This window comes from Kitasatospora sp. NPDC001539, from assembly GCF_040298565.1.
Classification (GTDB): domain Bacteria; phylum Actinomycetota; class Actinomycetes; order Streptomycetales; family Streptomycetaceae; genus Kitasatospora.
In genome coordinates, this window is sequence record NZ_JBEPAK010000024.1 from 25,439 (window position 1) to 42,410 (window position 16,972).

The following is a 16,972-nucleotide window of genomic DNA, read 5'->3' on the forward strand; positions in this document are numbered from 1 at the left end:
GACGGCGCTGAGCGGACGGCGCTGAGCGGGCGGTAGCGGCGGTGGCCGACACGGCCGGGGCCGGTGGGTGCGGGATGCGCCCACCGGCCCCGGCCGTCGCGTCCGGTCACATCAGGAGCTTGTCCTTGGCCTTCCGGTACTCCTCGTCGGAGATGGCGCCCCGGTCGCGCAGGTCCGCCAGCCTCGCCAGGTCCTCGACGTGGCTTCCACCGCCGCCGCCGCCCTCCGCCGGCGTCCCGGCCGCGTCCCGGATGTACGCCCGGACCGCTGCGTCGGCCTGCTGGGCCTGTTCCAGGTCCCGTTTGCCCATGCTCTGGCCGCGGGCGATGAGGTAGACGAGGACGCCGAGCAGTGGCAGGAGGATCACCAGGATCAGCCAGCCGGCCTTGCCCCAGCCGCTGAGGTCGTGGCTGCGGAAGATGTCCGTGATGATCTTGAACAGCAGGAAGAACCAGAGCACCCAGAGGAAGAGCTCCAGCATCGTCCAGAAGATGTTGAGCAGGGGGTAGTCGGCGGCCAGCGGGACGGCCAACGGGTAGGTGTCCATGGTTGAGTCATATCACCGCAAAACGGACACCGTGGTCCGGTGTTCCACCGTTCCGGTGAGCCCCCGCAGCCCCGGGACCCCACGGCCGCCGAAGCCCCCGTGGCCTCAGGCGCAGCCCTCGGAACCCCTCCGCCGACGGCCCGGCGCGGCGCCTCAGCCCCGTCGGGCCCGCTCCCGCAGCTCCACCGCGAGGCCGATCAGCTCGCCCCACCACCCGTCGTGCCCGGTGAGCAGCAGCCGCTGCGCCTCGGCGGCCGGGACGGCCCGGACCTCTACCACCTGCTCGCCGTCCGCCGGGTTGGTCGGCGTGGAGTCCAGGGCGACCTCCGCCCACCCCCACAGCCAGGCCTTCTCCGGGTGCGGCTGCCACGGCCGGTACGGCACCGGGTCGTCGGTGCGGCAGCGGTGCGCGCCCAGCCAGGCCGGCTCGCCGAGCAGACGGGCGCCGGCCTCCTCGCGCAGCTCGCGGGCCAGGCAGGCGGCGACGGACTCGCCCTGCTCCCGGGTGCCGCCGGGCAGGAACCAGTGGTCGCGGTCGTCCCGGCACAGCACCACGCCGCCGTCCGCGAAGCCGACCAGGTGGATGTTGGTGACCAGGTCGTCCGGCGGCAGCACGGTGGAGAACTGCGCGTCGTAGCGGCCCCAGGCCCAGTACTGCGGCGCGTGCAACGCGGGGAAGAGGGCGGCGAGTTCGGCGGATCCGGCGGTCCCGGTGGTTGCGCCGGTCTCGCCGGTGCCGGTGCGGTCGGTGGTGCCGGTGCTTTCCGTGCTCCCGGTGCTTTCCGTGCTCCCGGTGCGGTCCGTGGTGTCGGTCATTCGGTGATCGTAGTGCCGGCCGGGAAACGGCGGGGAGCGCTCTGGTGGACGAGGGCGATGTCGGGGGTGGCGACGGCGAGCGGTCGGCTGTGCCCCCGGTCGGCCGGGGCGCCCACCCAACTGCCCAGCGACATCTCGGCGGTGATGCCCGGTCCGAATCCGGCGATCAGCCCCGGCGCGCCCTCGGGCGCGCCGCCGTCGGCGAACAGCCGGGCGAGGGCGTCGAAGACGACGGCGCTGGCGATGTTGCCGCGTTCGGTGAGCGTGGCCCGGCTGTAGCGGAACACCGCCGGCTCGACGTCGAGGAAGCGGCAGAGGTCGTCGAGGATCCGCGGGCCGCCCGCGTGCACGATGTAGAAGCCCAGTCCGGAGGCGTCCCAGCCGTGTTGGCCCGCCAGGCCGCGCAGCGCGGGCGCGAGCAGCTCCATCGTGCCGGGCACCCGCTTGTCCAGTTGGAAGTGGAAGCCGGTGTCCTCGACCCCGTAGGAGATCCAGTTCTCGGTGTCCGGCACGAGGTGGGAGCCGTTGCGCTCGACGCGCACCCCGGTGCCGCCGTGGCCGCGCATCACCACGGCGGCGATCGCGTCGCCGAACAGGCCGTTGGAGAGCAGCGAGCCGACGCCGAGGTCGCTCGGCTGGTAGCAGAGCGAGCAGAACTCGCAGGCGACGATCAGCACGTTGGCGCCGGGGTAGGCGCGGCAGAAGTCGTGCGCCCGGTTGACGGCGGCGCCGCCGGCCGCGCAGCCGAGCTGGGCGATCGGCACCTGGCGGGTGTCGGAGCGGAAGCCCATGGTGTTGATCAGCCAGGCGGTCATCGACGGCATCATGAAGCCGGTGCAGGAGACGTAGACGATCAGGTCGATGTCCCGGGCCGGCACCTCGGCGTTGGCCAGGGCCCGTTCGACCACCGCGGGGACGCGGGCCTTGGCCTCCCGCTCGTACACCCGGTTGCGGACGGTGAAACCGGGGTGGGTGAGGGTCTGCTCGATCGGCTGGACCAGGTGCCGGGTGCGCACCCCGGTGTTCTCGATCAGCCGCAGCACCAGGCCGAGTCGGGGGTGGCCGGCGTGCAGGGTGCGGGCCAGGTCGAGGGTCTCGTCGAGGGTGATGACGTGCTCGGGCACGGCGACGGCGGGGCGGCAGAGTGTTGCCATGGTGGGTCTCCCCGTGGGGGCGGCCGTGGCGGGCCGGCGGCGGACGGCCGGGCGGTGGCCGGTGATGTGCGTGGAAGGGTGTGCGGGAGGCGCCCGGCGGCCGTGCGGGAGGCGCGCCGGGAGCGGGAGGTCACCAGGCGAGGGGCAGGGCCTGCGGGAACCGCCAGATGGAGCCGGAGTCCCAGTCGAGTTCGGACGGCGCGACGGCCAGCCGCAGCCGGGGGAAGCGCCGCAGCAGGGTGCCGATCGCGACCTGCAGCTCCATCCGGGCCAGGTGCGAGCCGAGGCAGTGGTGCTGGCCGTGACCGAAGGCCATGTGGGTGGGCGCGCCGCGGTCGAGGTCCAGCTCGTCGGGCCGCTCGTACACGGCGGGATCCCGGTTGGCGGTGAGGTAGGAGACGTGCACGGCCTCGCCGGCCCGGATCAGCACCCCGCCCAGCTCCACGTCCTCGACGGCGACCCGGGCGATGCCGACGCCCTGGCGGAACGGGATGAAGCGCAGCAGCTCCTCCAGGGCCTGCGGCAGCGTCTCCGGGCGGGCGCGGAGCTTGGCGAGCTGCTCGGGGTGGGTGAGCAGGGTGTAGGTGATGTTGCTGAGCTGGTAGGTGCTGGTGTCGTGGCCGGTGACCAGCAGCACCATCGCCATGACGGCCAACTCCTGGTCGTCCAGCAGTTCGTCGCCGTCGCGGGCGGTGGCGAGCGCGCTGATCAGGTCCTCGCCGGGATCGGCGCGGCGGGCGGCGGTGAGCTCGGTGAAGTAGCCGCGCAGTCCCGCCTTGGCCTCCTCCTGGCCCTTCCGGCTGCCCGGGCCCATCCGCATCATGGCGACGGCCCACGTCCGCAGCCGGGCGCGGTCCTCCGGCGGGATCTCCAGCAGCTCGCAGATGGTGTGCAGCGGGAGCCGGCTGGACAGGAAGCGGACCAGGTCGGCCGGGGCGCCGTGCTCCTCCATCTCGTCCAGGTAGCCGCTGACGACGTCCTGCGTCCGGGCGCGCATCCGTTCCACCTGGCGGTTGGTGAAGCCCTGGGCGACCAGGCGGCGCAGCCGGTTGTGGGCGGGCGGGTCCATCAGGTTGATGGCCTCGGCCTGGGCGATCGGGGCGGGCGTCATCCGGGGAAGGTCCCGCCCGATGCCGGCGGCGCGGCTGAACCGGCGGTCGGTGGTGACCACCTTGACGTCCTCGTAGCGGGTGGCGAGCCAGGCTTCGCCCGCACCGTGCGGCAGTCGGATCCTGGCGATCGGGGCCTCGGTGAGCAGCCGCTTGAGGAGGGGGTCGAACTCCAGACCGTCGGTGTGGTGGAAGGGGCAGTCCCACACGGGGGTGGTGGTGGTCACGGGCCTGTCCAATGGTCCTTGTCGTGCCGGGGCGTTGGTGTCCGAGCGGTTCGTCACCGTTCCGGCGCGGACATGCAGATGTTCCCCCATGGGTTGGCAAAGATGTGAGTTCGCCGAACTGTTCCCTCCATCGAGTGAGATGGCTGATTGTCATGCGAATTGCCCCCGCTGCCGCGGTACTTGGCGGATCGCCGGGCGGCACCTCGGCGACCGGCCGGCGGATTCGGCGGCTACCGCACCGTCCGGTGGTCCGGGGCGGGTCCGGCGGTCCGCCGCGGGTCCGGCGGTACGGGCGGCCGGGTGGTTCTCCGCCGCGCCGTCCGCCGCACGGCTGACGCGCCGCCAACCGCCGCCGTTCGAACGCCTATCATCGCGCCATGGCCACCGCTGAGCTGATCCGCATCGTCTCCCGCTCCTCGCCCATGGCGCTCGCCCAGGTCGAGCGGGTCCGCGCCGAACTCGCCGCCCTGCACCCGGCCCTGCGCACCGAGGTGGTGCCGGTCACCACCTCGGGCGACCGCTGGACCGGAGACCTCGCCCAGCTGGGCGGCAAGGGCGCGTTCACCAAGGAGGTCGACGCCGCGCTGCTCGCCGGGGAGGCCGACGTCGCCGTGCACTGCCTCAAGGACGTGCCCGCCGACCGCCCGCTGCCCGCCGGCACCGTCTTCGCCGCCTACCTGCGCCGCGACGACATCCGCGACGCACTGGTCCACCCCGGTGGCCTGACCCTCGCCGAACTCCCGGCGGGCACCCGGATCGGCACCTCCTCCGTCCGCCGCATCGCCCAACTCGCCGCCTCCCACCCGCACCTGGAGTGCGTCCCGATCCGCGGCAACGCCAACAGCCGGCTGGCCAAGCTGGCGGCCGGGGACGTCGACGCGCTGCTGCTCGCCGTCTCCGGCCTGGAGCGGATCGGCGAGCCGGAGCGGATCACCGAGGTCCTCGGCGTGGAGGGGATGTGCCCGCCGATCGGCGCCGGCATCCTCGTGCTGCAGTGCCGGGAGGACGACACCGCGACCATCGAGGCCGTGAGCGGGCTCGGCCACCACGACACCTGGCGCGAGGCGGCGGCCGAGCGGATGTTCCTGCACGCGCTCCAGGGGCACTGCAACAGCCCGATCGCCGGCTACGCCAAGGCCGAGGCGGACGGCCGCCTCTCGCTGCGCGGCCGGGTCTTCAGCCCGGACGGCAAGCGGGTGCTGGACGCCCACGAGTGGGCGGGCGCGCTCAGCCCCGAGGACCTCGGCACCTCGGTCGCGCTGGCGCTCAAGCGGCAGGGGGCGCAGGAGCTGATCGCCGCGATCCCGCACTGAGCACGGCCCTGCTCCGGCGCCCGGTTTCCGCGGGCTCCGGCGGGCTCCGGCGGGGGAGAGCGACGGAGAACCGGGTGGGTGTCCGGGGCGTCCGTTGAGGCGTGATCAGTGCGGTGCTCGGCGGGATGCCGAATTTCTGGCCCGGGCTGCTGCTCTCGCTGGTGCCGGCGGCTCTGCTGAACCGGCCGGTGGGGCGGCTGCTCCGGGCCCACTGGGTGGTCGGCTTCCTGCTGCTGCTCGGGCTCGGCGGGGTGGTCGTGGCGACGCTGCTGCCGGAGGCCTTCCGGCTGTCCGAGGCCGTCGTGCGGCACTGCACGGTGCGCGGCGGCCGGCCGCGCTCACCGTACGAACTGCTGCACGTGCGGCACATCGAGCTGAAACTGGCGACCTACGCCCCGGTGGGCTTCGCCGCGGCCCTGGCGGGGACGCGGCGGCGGGCGGCGGTGGCGCTGCTGGGCACCGCCGCGCTGCCGTTCGCGGTGTCGGCGCTGCAGTACGCGGTGCCGGCGATCGGGCGCAGCTGCGACGTGCAGGACGTCTGGGACGGGGTGCAGGGGGTCGTGCTGGGTGCGGCGCTGGGCCTGGTGGCGGGGCCGGTGGGGCGGACGGTGACCAGGGCCCGGGCCCGGGTGCCGTCGGTGTGACGGAGCCGCGGCCCGGGTCGGCATCGGGCCCGCGGTGCGCCGGGGGCCGATCACCTTCGCCCTGGCGGTCGCCCACCGCCGTCGCCGCCGCCGTACCGCGTGAACTCCGCTGCGCGGGACGTCGGACCCGCCGACTTCCCGCGCGCACGGTCCCGCGTGTTCAGCGCGGCCGGTGGTCGGTGCCCGCCCGGCCGACCTCCTGAGGGGCTCGGTTCGCGTTGACCAGGGTGTCGGCCAGGTGCTCCGCGACGGTCCCGTCCAGCGGCGCGTGCCCGAGTAGGAAGCGGTACCAGAACACCCCGTAGACCTGGTCGACGATCAGGTCGAGGTCGGCGTCCGCCGCGAGTTCGCCGCGCTCGCGCCCCCGGGCCAGCAGGTCGCGCAGGGCGGTCCGGCGGGTGGCGGTGAAGGTCTGCATCAGTTCGGCCAGGTGGGGGTCGCGGGCCGCCTCGCGGACGACCGTCCGCAGCGCGGAGGCGGTGGTGCCGCGCTGGGCGGCGGCGAAGGTGGTGGCGACGAAGGCGCGCAGGTCGCTGCGGAGGGCGCCGGTGTCCGGGCCGGAGACGTCCTGGTCGGCGCGGTCGGTGAGGGCGTCGAGCAGCACCGCGCCCTTGGAGGGCCACCAGCGGTAGACGGTCTGCTTGCCCACGCCGGCCGTGCGGGCGATGGCGTCGACGGTGACGGGTGTGCCGTCGGAGTCGGCCAGCAGCCGCAGGGCGGCGTCCAGGATCGCCTGCTGGGCGGCCTCGTTGCGGCGGCGGCCGGTGTGGGGGCGCGCGGACGGTCCCTGCTCGCTTGCGGAGGCGCCCCGGGATGCTTCGCGGGAGTCGTCCCGGGCGTCTGCGCCCGCGCCCGCGCCGGCCCCGGACCCGGTTCGGGGGTCGGTCCTGCTCATCGTGGTGCCCCTTTCGTCATCGCCGCTTGACAAGACTAGCAGTCTCGACAAGCATCATTGCCGGAACCAGCGGTCTCGACAATGACCCGGACAAGCCGGAAAGGCCCACCACCATGAGCACTGCGTCAAACCCCTTCGCCGGACAGCGCGTCGTCGTGATGGGCGGCAGCTCGGGCATCGGGGAGTCGGCTGCGGCCGCCTTCGCCGCGGACGGCGCCGAGGTCGTGATCACCGGCCGCAGCCGCGAGCGGCTGGACTCCGCCGTGGAGCGGATCGGCGGCAGGACGACCGGTCAGCAGGTGGACGCGACCGACCCGGCCGCCCTCGCCGCCTTCTTCGCCGAACTCGGCGGCGTCGACCACCTGGTGGTCGCGGTCAGCGGCGCGGCCGGCAGCGGCCCCTTCGCCGGGCTCGACCTGGCCGACCTCGCCGCCGGGTTCGACGCCAAGTTCTGGGCGCAGGTCCGGGTCCTCCAGGCGGCGCTGCCGCATCTGCGCGAGGACGGTTCGGTCACCCTGATCACCGCTGCCTCCGCACGCGCCGCCATCCCCGGCACCGCCGGTCTGGCCGCCATCAACGGTGCGCTGGAGGCGATGGTGCCGCCACTGGCCGTCGAGCTGGCCCCGCTGCGGGTCAACGCCGTCTCGCCCGGTGTCATCGACACCCCGTGGTGGGACCGCGTCCCTTCCGAGCAGCGCAGCGCACTGTTCGACGGGCTGGCCGCCACCACCCCGGTCGGGCGGGTCGGCCGCCCCGAGGACGTGGCCCGGGCGATCCACATGCTGGCGGCGAACACCTTCGTCACCGGCGTGGTCCTCGACTGCACCGGCGGGGCCAACCTGCCCACCGGCCGCTGAGTCCACCGGCGGAGCCGCCCCGGGCCGAACCGGAGCCGCCCCGGGCCGAACCGGAGCCGCCCCGGGCCGGACCGACCCCGCGCGGCCGGGCCCGGACCGACCCAGGGAGGCCGGCCCCGGACCCCGCGTGGCCCGGGCCGGCCCGCCTGCTACCGCTCGCGGCGCGTCACCACTCCGCCACCCGGTAGTCCTTCAGGAACACCCCCGACATGGGATGCCCCGCCTCGCCGCGCACGATCGGGTCGTACACCCGGGCCGCGCCGTCCACGATGTCCAGCGGAGTGCGGAAGCCCCGAGCGGCGATCCGGGTCTTCTTCGGCGCCGGGTTCTCGTCGGTGATCCAGCCGGTGTCGACGGCGCACATGTGCACGCCCCGGGTGGCGAGGTCGGCCGCGCTGGTGCGGGTGAGCATGTTGAGCGCGGCCTTGGCCATGTTGGTGTGGGGGTGGCGCGCGGTCTTGTTGCGGACCGCGAACCGGCCCTCCACGGCGGTGACGTTGACGATGTAGCGGGCCGGGTGGGCGGAGGCGAGCAGCAGCGGCAGCAGCCGGTCGCAGAGCAGGGCCGGGGCCAGGGCGTTGACCAGCTGGGTCTCCAGCACCTCGGCCGGGTCGAGCGAACCGAGGGTGGCGGACCAGGAGTTGGCCGGCGCGAGGTCGGGAAGCAGCCCGGCCTCGTCCGTGAGGTCCAGCAGTGATCCGCCGCCGCCCGAGGGGAGTTGGGCCGCCGCACCGGAGAAGGGGCGGAAGCCGGGGGCGTGGGTGATCGCCCGGCGGTCGGCCGGGGGCAGCGCGGTGGACTCGCCCGCGGCCAGCAGGGCGTAGGACTCCGGCGGACGGCGCAGGGTCTGCGCGGCGTTGTTGACCAGGATGTCCAGCGGGCGGCCGTCCGCCCGCAACTCCTCGGTCAACCCGAGGACCTGGCGCGGGTCGCGCAGGTCGACGGCGACCACGCTCAGCCGGTCCCACCAGAGCTCGCTGCCCTCGGCGGCGCGGAAGCGCCGGACGGTGTCCTGGGGGAACCGGCTGGTGACGATCAGCTCGGCGCCGTCCCGGAGCAGCATCAGCGCGAGCTGGAAGCCGATCTTCACCCGTCCTCCGGTGAGCAGCGCCCGGCGCCCCCGCAGGTCGGTGCTCAGGCCCCGCCGGGCGGTGTTGTCGGCCGCGCAGTCCGGGCAGAGCATGTGGTAGAAGCCGTCGACCTGGCGGTACGCCCGCTTGCAGACGTAGCACCTGCGCGGGGTCAGCAGCTCGCCGACCGGTCCGGTGGCGGCCGGGGTGAGCGGCGCGTCCTCGCGGCGGTCGCGGGCGCCGGTCGCGGTGGCGGCGAGCAGCTCGGCGTCGGCCTCCCGGGCGGTCTGCCTGGCCTCCTGGCGGCGGCGCTTGCGGCTCTCCAGGACGAAGGAGCTGAGTTGTCGCTCGACGTGCAGCCGGGTGCGGTCGTGTGCGGGGAGTGCGCGCAGCCGGCCGAGCGTGCTGCTGAACGCGGCGAGTTCCTCGGGGGTGAAGCCGGCCGCGCGGGCGGCGTCGCCGGTCGGAAAGATCGTGCTGAGCTGGTCGTGGTCGTCCCGGACCGTCATGTCCGCCCCCTCGTGCCGTACAGGTGGGACGGACTGTAATCGACGGCCCAGGCCGATGAGATGTCAATTTCTCCCCGGCGTCACCGGGCGGTCGGCCCGCTCCGGAGCCCGCCGGATCCACCCCGCACCGTGCCTCCCGGTCGCACGCGCCGGGGTGCCGGCGGCCCCCCGGCCCACCGGCACCCCGGACGTCGGTGCCCCCTCGGACGCGGACTCAGCCCGTGTACCGGCTGAAGATCTTCGCGAACTCGTAGGGCTGCTGCGGGATGTTGGTGCACTTCGACAGCGAGCCGCCGGTGCAGGCGTTGGCGTCCCGGGTGGCGTCCCAGAAGGCCAGCAGGCCGAGGTGGTGCTGCTGGGCGAAGGCCACCAACTGCTGGGCGGCTGCCTGGGAGTAGATCTGGTGGTCGTCGTTCTCGCCGATCATCGGGGTGACCCCGACCATGGCCCACAGCTGGGCGTCGGTCTTCGCCGGGTAGAGCGCCTTGAGCTGGCCGAAGAGCGACTGGGCGGCCTGGACGGCGGCGTTGCCGTAGTCGGTGCCGGACCGGTAGTAGTCCATCGCCATGACGTTCACCAGGTCGAGGTCGACTCCGGCGTCCCGGGCGGACTTGACGATCGCGACGCCCTCGCTGGTCAGCCCCTCCGGCAGGACGGGCAGGGTGAGCGAGACCTTCAGGCCGGGGTGGGCCTGCTGGAGCCTGGCGAGCGCGGCGGAGCGGCGGTCGTTGGAGGCGGTGTCGGCGATCGCCGCGCCCTCGATGTCGTAGTCGACGTAGCGCAGGCCGTAGGCCCTGACCACGGCGTCGTACTCGGCGAACAGGGAGTCCACCGAGCCGCAGGCGGCGGCGAGTTCGGTGCCGCTGGCGCCGCCGAAGGAGAGCTTGACGTCGCCGCCGGCCGAGCGCAGCGCGTCGACCTGGTCCTTGGCCCAGCCGGTGCGCGGGTCGTAGGCGTTGAACCAGCTGGCCTTGCAGCCGACGCCGGTGACGAAGCCCATGGTGTAGCCCTTGACGCCGCCGGACGTGGCCATGGCCGGCATCGACGGGGTGGGCCAGGCGCCCATGTCGATGTACGGGGCGACGGGCAGGGCGGCGTTCGGCGGCGGGGTGGTGGTCGGGCCGCCGGTGGGTGTCCCGGTCGGTGTGCCGGTGGGCGTCCCGGTGGGCGGTGGGGTGCTCGGGCCGCCGCCGGGGCCGGTGAGCGTGATGTCGTCGGCCAGGTAGGCGCCCTGCCCGTACCAGCCGTGCAGGTAGACGGTGACGCTGGTGGTGGCCGGGCCGGTGGTGAAGGCGGTGGACAGCTGCTGCCAGCCGGGGCCGCCGGCCGTCCAGGTGGCCGGGTCGGTGACGCCGCTGCCGGTCGCGCCCAGGTAGACGTACTGGCCCTGGACCCAGGCGCTCAGCCGGTAGGCGGTGTTGGGCTGGACGGCCACGGTCTGCCCGCACTGCGCGGTGTCGCCGTTGCTCACCGCCCCCTTGAGCGCGTGGCTCCCGCCGTGCGCGCCGGAGTCGACGATGCTGCCCGTCCCGGCGGAACAGTTCCAGGGGGCCAGGGCGCCGCTCTCGAACCCGGCGTTGGCGAGCAGGTTGCCGTCGGCGGCGCCGGCGTTCCCGGCCAGGCCGGCGAGGGCGCCGGCGGCGAGCACGGTGGCGGTGGTGAGGCTCAGCACCGCCGTCCGGCCGGTCGGTCGGCGGTGTGCGGGGGCGGGTCGGAGCGCGCTGGGCATGGGGGTGCCTCTCGGGACGGGGCCGCCCGCGCCGGGCGGGCGCGGGGCAGGCGGCAGCGTGGGGGCTGGTCCGGTGCGGGGGAGCGCGGTGCTGAGGATCAAACTGGACTAGACCAGCTGGCGCGTCAAGCGCTTCCGGCGTCCGGGATCCCGTCGGGGGCGGCTCTTAGGGGCGTTTTAAGGATGGGGCGTCAGTTCCGCCAGCTCCTCGGCGGAGAGCGCGAGTCCGGCCGCTGCGGCCGAGTCGCGGACGGAGGCCGGCCGACGCGCGCCGGGGATCGGGACGACGGCCGGGGACTGCGCCAGATGCCAGGCGAGGCAGATCCGCTGGGGGCTGACGCCGCGGGCCCGGGCGAGGGCGTGGAAGGGGGTGTCCGTGCTGGGCGCGGCGGTGCCCGGGTCGTCGACGGCGCTGGGTGAGATCCCCCCGAGCGGGCTCCAGGGCAGGAAGGCCAGGCCGAGTTCGGTGCAGAGGTCCAGGGTGTCGCGGGTGGCCTGGTGGGCGGGGGAGAACCGGTTCTGCACGGAGACCAGGCGTGGGCCGAGGATCGCGTGGGCGGTGCGGATCTGCCCGCAGTCCACGTTGGACAGGCCCACCATCCGGACGGTGCCGGCGTCGGCGAGCTCCCGCAGCGCGCCGACGGAGTCGGCGAAGGGGACGTCCGGGTCGGGCTTGTGGAGCTGGTAGAGGCCGATGCTCTCCACGCCCAGGCGGGCGGCGGAGGCCTCGGCCGCGCGGCGCAGGTGGCGGGGGCGGCCGTCGACCGTCCACGTGCCGTCGCCCGGGCGGCCCCGGCCGCCCTTGGTGGCGACCAGCACCCCGTCCGAGCCGCCGCGGTGGGCGGCGAGCGCCCGGGCCACGAGGCGTTCGTTGTGGCCGACTTCGCCGGCGTGCCAGTGGTAGCTGTCGGCGGTGTCGATCAGCGTCACGCCCGCGTCCAGGGCGGCGTGGATCACGGCGAGCGCCTGGTCCTCGTCCGGGCGGCCCTCCACGGACAGCGGCATGGCGCCCAGGCCGATGGCGCTCACCGGGGTTCCGCCGATGGCACGGGTCGCGGCAGGGGTGGTGGTCATCGGCGGGACTCCTTGACGGCCTGGGGCAGCCAGTCGGTGATCGGGGAGAAGCGGAAGCCGAGGCGGGCCGCCCGGCCGGTGTCCATCGGGTAGCTGCGGTCGAAGGAGAACGGCGAGGGAGGTTCTCCGGCCGCGGCGACCAGCCTCGGCTCGGTGCCGGTCTCCCGCCCCACGGCCGCGCACAACTCGCGGACGTCCAGCGTCCCGTGGGAGGCGGCGTTGACCGGACCGGTGAAGTCGGCCGCCGCGGCCCAGGCCAGGAAGCGGGCGATCTCCGGCGCGGAGACGAAGGACGCGCGCTGCGGTGCGGGGTGGACGGCGATCGGCAGGCCGCGCTCGATCCGCTCCACGTAGTGCGCCAGCCGTCCGGTGAAGTCGGATCCGCCGAGGACGTGCGCGGTGCGCACGGTGACGACGCCGAACGGCGCCTGCCGGGTGAGCCGGGCTTCCGCCTGGCGCTTGCCCTCGCCGTAGTGGTCCGCCAGGAACGCCTGGTCGTGCCAGGGGAGTCGGTGGTCCACCGGCTCGGCCGACAGGTCGAGGGCCGACTCGGCGAGGGCCGGTCCGCCGGGGCGGCCGAGGTGGGCGTAGACCTCGACGGTGGAGGTCATGACGTAGCGCGGGGTGCGGTCGGCGAAGACCCGCGCGGCCGCGGCCGCCTGGACGGGCGTGTAGCAGACCTGGTCGACCACGGCGTCGAAGCGCCGCCCGGCGAGTGCCGCCCGCAGCGCGGTCTCGTCGTCGCGGTCGGCGCGCAGGTGGGTCACCCCCGGCGGGGCGGGTGTCGAGCCGCGGTTGACGACGGTCACCCTGGCGCCCGCGTCCCGCAGTTCCTCGACCAGCCGTCTTCCGAAGTGGCGGCTGCCGCCGATCACGCACACGTCCACGTTCTCGTTCCCTCCCGGTCCGGTGCTGTCCGTTTCCGGTGATCAGCCTGCCGCGCACCGGCCGACAGCGGTAGTGTCGATCGAAAGCCCCCGTCATCAGGAGAACTGTTGATCGACGTCCAGCGGCTCGCGGTGTTGCGCGAGGTCGCCCGCTGCGGCAGCTTCAACCAGGCTGCCGCCGCGCTGCGTTGCACCCCTTCGGCGGTCTCGCAGCAGATCGCCGCACTGGAACGAGGCCTCGGCGCGCCCGCGGTGGAGCGCTCCACACGCGGGGTCACCCTCACCGAGGCGGGCCGCCTGCTCGTGGAGGCCGCCGACGCGATCGCCGCCGAACTGGCCGACACCGAACAGCGCATCGGGAAGCTGACCGCCGAGCGCACCGCCCTCGTCGTGGCCGCCTTCGCCAGCGGCGGCCGGCGCCTGCTGCCCGGGGCGCTCGGCGGCTTCGTCGCCGATCATCCGGACGTGGAACTGACGATCCTGGAGGCGGAACCGGAGGAGAGCCTGCCCGCCGTCCGCGAGGGGCGGGCCGACCTCGCCCTCGCCTACCACCTGGACGGCCCACCGCCCGCCCGCCCCGGCGACCGCTCCGGTCTGGACTGGTCACCGCTCGGCGAGGACCCGCTGCGGGTCGTGCTGCCCCGCCACCACCCGGTGGCGGCCGGCTACCGGCTCCGGCCCGAGCCGCTGCACCTGGCCGAACTCGCCGACCAGCGCTGGATCCTGGGCTGCCGCAAGTCGGCCGGCCAGCTCGCCCGCCATGCCGCCCTGGCCGGCGTCGACCTGCGGATCTCCTGCACCGCGACGGACTACGAGTTCGCCCAGTCCCTGGTCCGGGCCGGCGTCGGCATCGCGCTGATCCCCGAGATCGGGCTGACCGGGCATCCGGACCTGGTGGCCCTCCCGCTCGCCGAGCCCGGCCCGCGCCGGCACCTGGGCGTGGCCCTCTCCCGCCGCCGCCGCGGGCCCGCCGCGCGGCTGGCGGAGGAACTGGCGGCCCGGCTCGCGGCGGAACCGGAGGCTCTGGCGGAGGAGGCGGAGGCGTAGGCGGTGGCGGAGGCCGAGGAACCGGACGCGGACGCCCAGGAGGCGGAGCAGCCGGACGCGGGCGAGGTGGGACGCCGGACGCGGGCGAGGTGAAACCCGGAGGCGCGCGCTCCGCCCGCACCTCTACGGTGGCCCGATGACCCCACGCAATCCGAACGATCCCTTCGGCGGCCCGCGGATCCACTTCCTCGGCGACTCCTTCGTCCAGGGCCTCGGCGACCCGGAGTTCCGCGGCTGGGTCGGCCGGGTGCTGCAGGCCGCCGCGCCGCACGCCACCGCCTTCAACCTCGGTGTCCGGCGCGACACTTCGGCGCACGTGCGGCAGCGCTGCTGGGCCGAGGCGGAGGCTCGCACCCTCCCCGGCGCGGACCACCGGCTGGTGCTCTCCTTCGGAGCCAACGACGCGGTGACGGAGGGCGGCGCGACCCGCGTCGCGCACGAGGACACCCTCGCCCACCTCGCCGCCCTGCTCGACGGCGCCCGCGAGCGCGGCATCGCCGCCCTGGTGGTCGGCCCGCCCCCGGTGGTGGGCATGGGCGCGGACCACCTGGAGCGGTTGCGGCGGCTCGTCCCCGCGATGGCCGGAATCTGCGCCCCGCACCGCGTCCCGTTCGTCGACGTCACCGAGGCGCTGGCCGGCGACCCGACCTGGACGGCCGAGGCCGAGGCGGCGGACGGTGCCCACCCCGGCGCCGGCGGTTACGCGCGGCTCGCGCAGCTGGTGCTCGACGGCGGCTTCGGCGACTGGATCGAGCCACGGCCGGGTCGGGCTTGACCTTGAGTGCACTCGAAGGTGAAAGCTGGACGCGTTGATCCAATCCACGCTGGTCCAACAGAGGAATCGGAGCACTGGCATGCGCAACGCCCCGTTCGGCAGCAACGGCCCCGAGGTCGGCGTCATCGGCCTCGGCTGCATGGGGATGACCTTCGCCTACGACGTGGGGAACCGCGACGACGAGAGGTCGGTCGGCGTGATCCGCCAGGCCCTCGACCTCGGCGTCTCCCTGATCGACACCGCCGACATGTACGGCCCCTTCACCAACGAGGAGGTGGTCGGCGCCGCGCTGGCCGGCCCCCACCGCGAGCGCGCCTTCCTGGCGACGAAGGTGGGCATCGTCCCCGGCGGCGCCGGCGCGACCGCCCGGGACGGCAGGCCCGAGCACGTCCGCCGCTCGATCGACGACAGCCTGCGCCGCCTGGGCACCGACCACGTCGACCTCTACCAGCTGCACCGGGTCGACCCGGACGTCCCGATCGAGGAGACCTGGGGAGCGCTGGCCGAGACCGTCCAGGCCGGCAAGGCGCTGCGGATCGGCCTGTCCGAGGTGACCGTCGAGGAGATCAAGCGGGCCCAGTCGGTGCACCCGGTCGCGTCGGTGCAGTCCGAGCTGTCGCTGTGGACCCGGGACGTGCTGGCCGACGTGCTGCCGTACACCGAGGAGCAGGGCATCGCCTTCCTGCCGTTCTCGCCGCTCGGCCGCGGCTTCCTGACCGGCAGCATCTCCTCCTTCGACGACCTGCCCGAGGACGACTTCCGCCGCCGGCTGCCGCGCTTCCAGCAGGACGCGCTGAAGACGAACCTGGCGCTGGTCGCCAAGGTCCGGGAGATCGCCGAGCGGGTCGGCGCGACGCCCGCGCAGGTCGCGCTGGCCTGGGTGCTGGCCCAGGGCCGGTACGTCTTCCCGATCCCGGGCACCAAGACCCCGCGCTACCTGGTGGAGAACGTGGCCGCGGCCGAGGTCCGGCTCTCGGCGGCGGACCTGGCCGAGCTGGACGCGCTGCCGGCCGCGGAGGGCGGGCGCTACAGCTGACCGCCGCCGCGGGCCGCGCCCTCAGCGCTCCATGACCCAGACCAGCTGCCGGCCGGTCTCGCCGGGGGCCCGCACGGCGACCTCGGCGACCCGCTCCAGCCGGTAGCCGAGCTTGCGGGGGACGGCCGCGCTGGCGCGGTTCGCCTGGTCGCAGCGGATCTCCACCCGCGTGATCCCGGGCAGCGCCAGCGCGGCCTCGGTCAGCGCACCGGCCGCGGCGGTGGCGATGCCGCGGCCGACGTGCCGGGCGGCGACCCAGTAGCCGATCTCCAGGGCGCCCGGGCCGATCCGTCCGTGCAGGCCGAAGGCGCCGATCACCCGGCCGGGTTCGGCGTCCAGGCCGGCCAGGTACATGAAGTCCGTGCCGGCCTCCCAGGCGGCGGCGCCGGCCCGGGTGAGCTCCGCCGTCCGCGCCCGGGTCGGGGCCTCGGCCGCCCACTCCATCCAGGGCCGCAGATGGTCCAGGTCGGCGCGGACGGCCCGGTTCAGCGCCGCCGCGTGGGTACTGCGCCGGCGGTGCAGGCGGAGGCCGCCGGGCAGCCGGAGCAGCTCGGGCGGCCGCCCGGGGGAGACCTCCAGTGGGCCACAGGGCTGTGGCTGTCCTCGCGTCATGGCGGCGATTATGTCCTTGGCCCGGACCTGTCACCATCCGGCACCCGCGCCCGCCGCCGTCCGGGGGCGCGTCGGGCGCACCCGTGCATCCGGCGCACGGCCGGCGGTCAGAGCCGGACCATCACCTCGTCGAGCTCCTTGCGCCGCAGATCCGGCACCCGCGCTCCCTCGGCCGGGTACCCGACCGGGATGACGTAGGCGGCCCGCTCCTCGGCCGGGCGGTCGCACACCTCGTTCAGGAACCTCATCGGGCTCGGCGTGTGGGTCAGCGTGGCCAGCCCGGCCTGGTGCAGCGTGGCCAGCAGCAGTCCGACCGCGATCCCCACCGACTCCTTGGTGTAGTAGGGCCGCGGCGACTGCGGCCCCTTGTGCACCTCGAACACCACGATCACGGCCGGCGCGTCCTCCAGGAACGGTTTGTGCCAGTCGGTGCCGATCGGCGCCAGCGCGGCCAGCCACTCCGCCGAGGCCCGGTGGCCGTAGAACTCGCGCTCCTCCGCCTCCGCGGCCTCGCGCAACCGCCGCTTGCGCTCCGGGTCGGTGACCACCACGAACCGCCAGGGCTGGACGTGCGCACCGCTGGGCGCGGTCGTCTTCATCTTCTGCTGGAACGACTTCCTGTTCGCCATCTCCCTGACGTCGACCACCTCGGCCAGGACGGTGCCGGCGGC

17 protein-coding genes are annotated in these 16,972 nt (G+C 74.8%); 6 read left to right on the plus strand and 11 right to left on the minus strand.

Going from position 1 to position 16,972, the window contains the following annotated elements:
- Window positions 1–106: 106 nt before the first annotated feature.
- From ABT247_RS07030 to ABT247_RS07045, 4 genes are all read right to left on the minus strand, one after another.
- Window positions 107–547: an SHOCT domain-containing protein gene (locus ABT247_RS07030; RefSeq protein ID WP_350739171.1), complete on the minus strand. Its 441-nt coding sequence runs from the start codon at window positions 545–547 to the stop codon at window positions 107–109.
- A 153-nt stretch (window positions 548–700) separates the two neighbouring features.
- Window positions 701–1,363, minus strand: coding sequence for an NUDIX domain-containing protein (locus tag ABT247_RS07035; protein WP_350739174.1), 663 nt, complete (start codon window positions 1,361–1,363; stop codon window positions 701–703).
- Entirely contained in the window at window positions 1,360–2,517 is a 1,158-nt protein-coding gene (locus tag ABT247_RS07040) for a type III polyketide synthase (RefSeq protein ID WP_350739177.1), read from the minus strand. Before ABT247_RS07040 ends, ABT247_RS07035 begins: the two co-directional genes overlap by 4 nt.
- A gap of 130 nt (window positions 2,518–2,647) precedes the next feature.
- Complete coding sequence (locus tag ABT247_RS07045) at window positions 2,648–3,853, minus strand: cytochrome P450 (RefSeq protein ID WP_350739180.1); 1,206 nt, start codon at window positions 3,851–3,853, stop codon at window positions 2,648–2,650.
- 377 nt (window positions 3,854–4,230) lie between these two features.
- Between ABT247_RS07045 and hemC the strand changes: the two genes are divergently transcribed.
- On the plus strand, window positions 4,231–5,166 hold the full coding sequence (gene hemC / locus ABT247_RS07050) for a hydroxymethylbilane synthase (RefSeq protein WP_350739183.1): 936 nt from the start codon (window positions 4,231–4,233) through the stop codon (window positions 5,164–5,166).
- Window positions 5,167–5,291: 125 nt separating this feature from the next.
- Entirely contained in the window at window positions 5,292–5,810 is a 519-nt protein-coding gene (locus ABT247_RS07055; RefSeq protein WP_350739186.1) for a VanZ family protein, read from the plus strand.
- Between the two features lie 160 nt (window positions 5,811–5,970).
- Here the strand turns inward: ABT247_RS07055 and ABT247_RS07060 are convergent, their stop codons facing one another.
- Window positions 5,971–6,705: a TetR/AcrR family transcriptional regulator gene (locus tag ABT247_RS07060; RefSeq protein WP_350739189.1), complete on the minus strand. Its 735-nt coding sequence runs from the start codon at window positions 6,703–6,705 to the stop codon at window positions 5,971–5,973.
- Between the two features lie 113 nt (window positions 6,706–6,818).
- Between ABT247_RS07060 and ABT247_RS07065 the strand changes: the two genes are divergently transcribed.
- Complete coding sequence (locus tag ABT247_RS07065; RefSeq protein ID WP_350739192.1) at window positions 6,819–7,562, plus strand: SDR family oxidoreductase; 744 nt, start codon at window positions 6,819–6,821, stop codon at window positions 7,560–7,562.
- Window positions 7,563–7,728: 166 nt separating this feature from the next.
- Here the strand turns inward: ABT247_RS07065 and ABT247_RS07070 are convergent, their stop codons facing one another.
- The 4 genes from ABT247_RS07070 to ABT247_RS07085 all read right to left on the minus strand — a co-directional run bounded on the left by ABT247_RS07070 (window position 7,729) and on the right by ABT247_RS07085 (window position 12,831).
- Window positions 7,729–9,141, minus strand: coding sequence for an SDR family NAD(P)-dependent oxidoreductase (locus tag ABT247_RS07070; protein WP_350739194.1), 1,413 nt, complete (start codon window positions 9,139–9,141; stop codon window positions 7,729–7,731).
- Window positions 9,142–9,355: 214 nt separating this feature from the next.
- Window positions 9,356–10,870, minus strand: coding sequence for a carbohydrate binding domain-containing protein (locus ABT247_RS07075; protein WP_350739197.1), 1,515 nt, complete (start codon window positions 10,868–10,870; stop codon window positions 9,356–9,358).
- 177 nt (window positions 10,871–11,047) lie between these two features.
- Window positions 11,048–11,944: an aldo/keto reductase gene (locus tag ABT247_RS07080; protein WP_350739200.1), complete on the minus strand. Its 897-nt coding sequence runs from the start codon at window positions 11,942–11,944 to the stop codon at window positions 11,048–11,050.
- Window positions 11,941–12,831, minus strand: coding sequence for an NAD-dependent epimerase/dehydratase family protein (locus ABT247_RS07085; RefSeq protein WP_350739203.1), 891 nt, complete (start codon window positions 12,829–12,831; stop codon window positions 11,941–11,943). The genes ABT247_RS07080 and ABT247_RS07085 overlap by 4 nt, the downstream gene beginning before the upstream one ends.
- A 108-nt stretch (window positions 12,832–12,939) precedes the next feature.
- On the opposite strand from ABT247_RS07085, the gene ABT247_RS07090 reads away from it, so the two are divergent.
- The 3 genes from ABT247_RS07090 (at window position 12,940) to ABT247_RS07100 (ending at window position 15,689) form a co-directional block, all read left to right on the plus strand.
- Window positions 12,940–13,878: a LysR family transcriptional regulator gene (locus tag ABT247_RS07090; RefSeq protein WP_350739206.1), complete on the plus strand. Its 939-nt coding sequence runs from the start codon at window positions 12,940–12,942 to the stop codon at window positions 13,876–13,878.
- A gap of 136 nt (window positions 13,879–14,014) precedes the next feature.
- A complete protein-coding gene (locus ABT247_RS07095) occupies window positions 14,015–14,653 on the plus strand; it encodes a GDSL-type esterase/lipase family protein (protein WP_350739209.1) in 639 nt (212 codons plus the stop codon).
- A gap of 79 nt (window positions 14,654–14,732) precedes the next feature.
- Window positions 14,733–15,689, plus strand: a complete 957-nt coding sequence (locus tag ABT247_RS07100) for an aldo/keto reductase (protein WP_350739212.1) — start codon at window positions 14,733–14,735, stop codon at window positions 15,687–15,689.
- Between the two features lie 21 nt (window positions 15,690–15,710).
- Here ABT247_RS07100 and ABT247_RS07105 read toward each other — a convergent pair whose 3' ends face one another.
- On the minus strand, window positions 15,711–16,301 hold the full coding sequence (locus ABT247_RS07105; protein WP_350739214.1) for a GNAT family N-acetyltransferase: 591 nt from the start codon (window positions 16,299–16,301) through the stop codon (window positions 15,711–15,713).
- Between the two features lie 107 nt (window positions 16,302–16,408).
- Window positions 16,409–16,948 carry a nitroreductase family protein gene (locus tag ABT247_RS07110; protein ID WP_502892398.1) on the minus strand — a complete coding sequence of 180 codons (540 nt, stop codon included), beginning with the start codon at window positions 16,946–16,948 and terminating at the stop codon, window positions 16,409–16,411.
- Window positions 16,949–16,972: the final 24 nt, after the last annotated feature.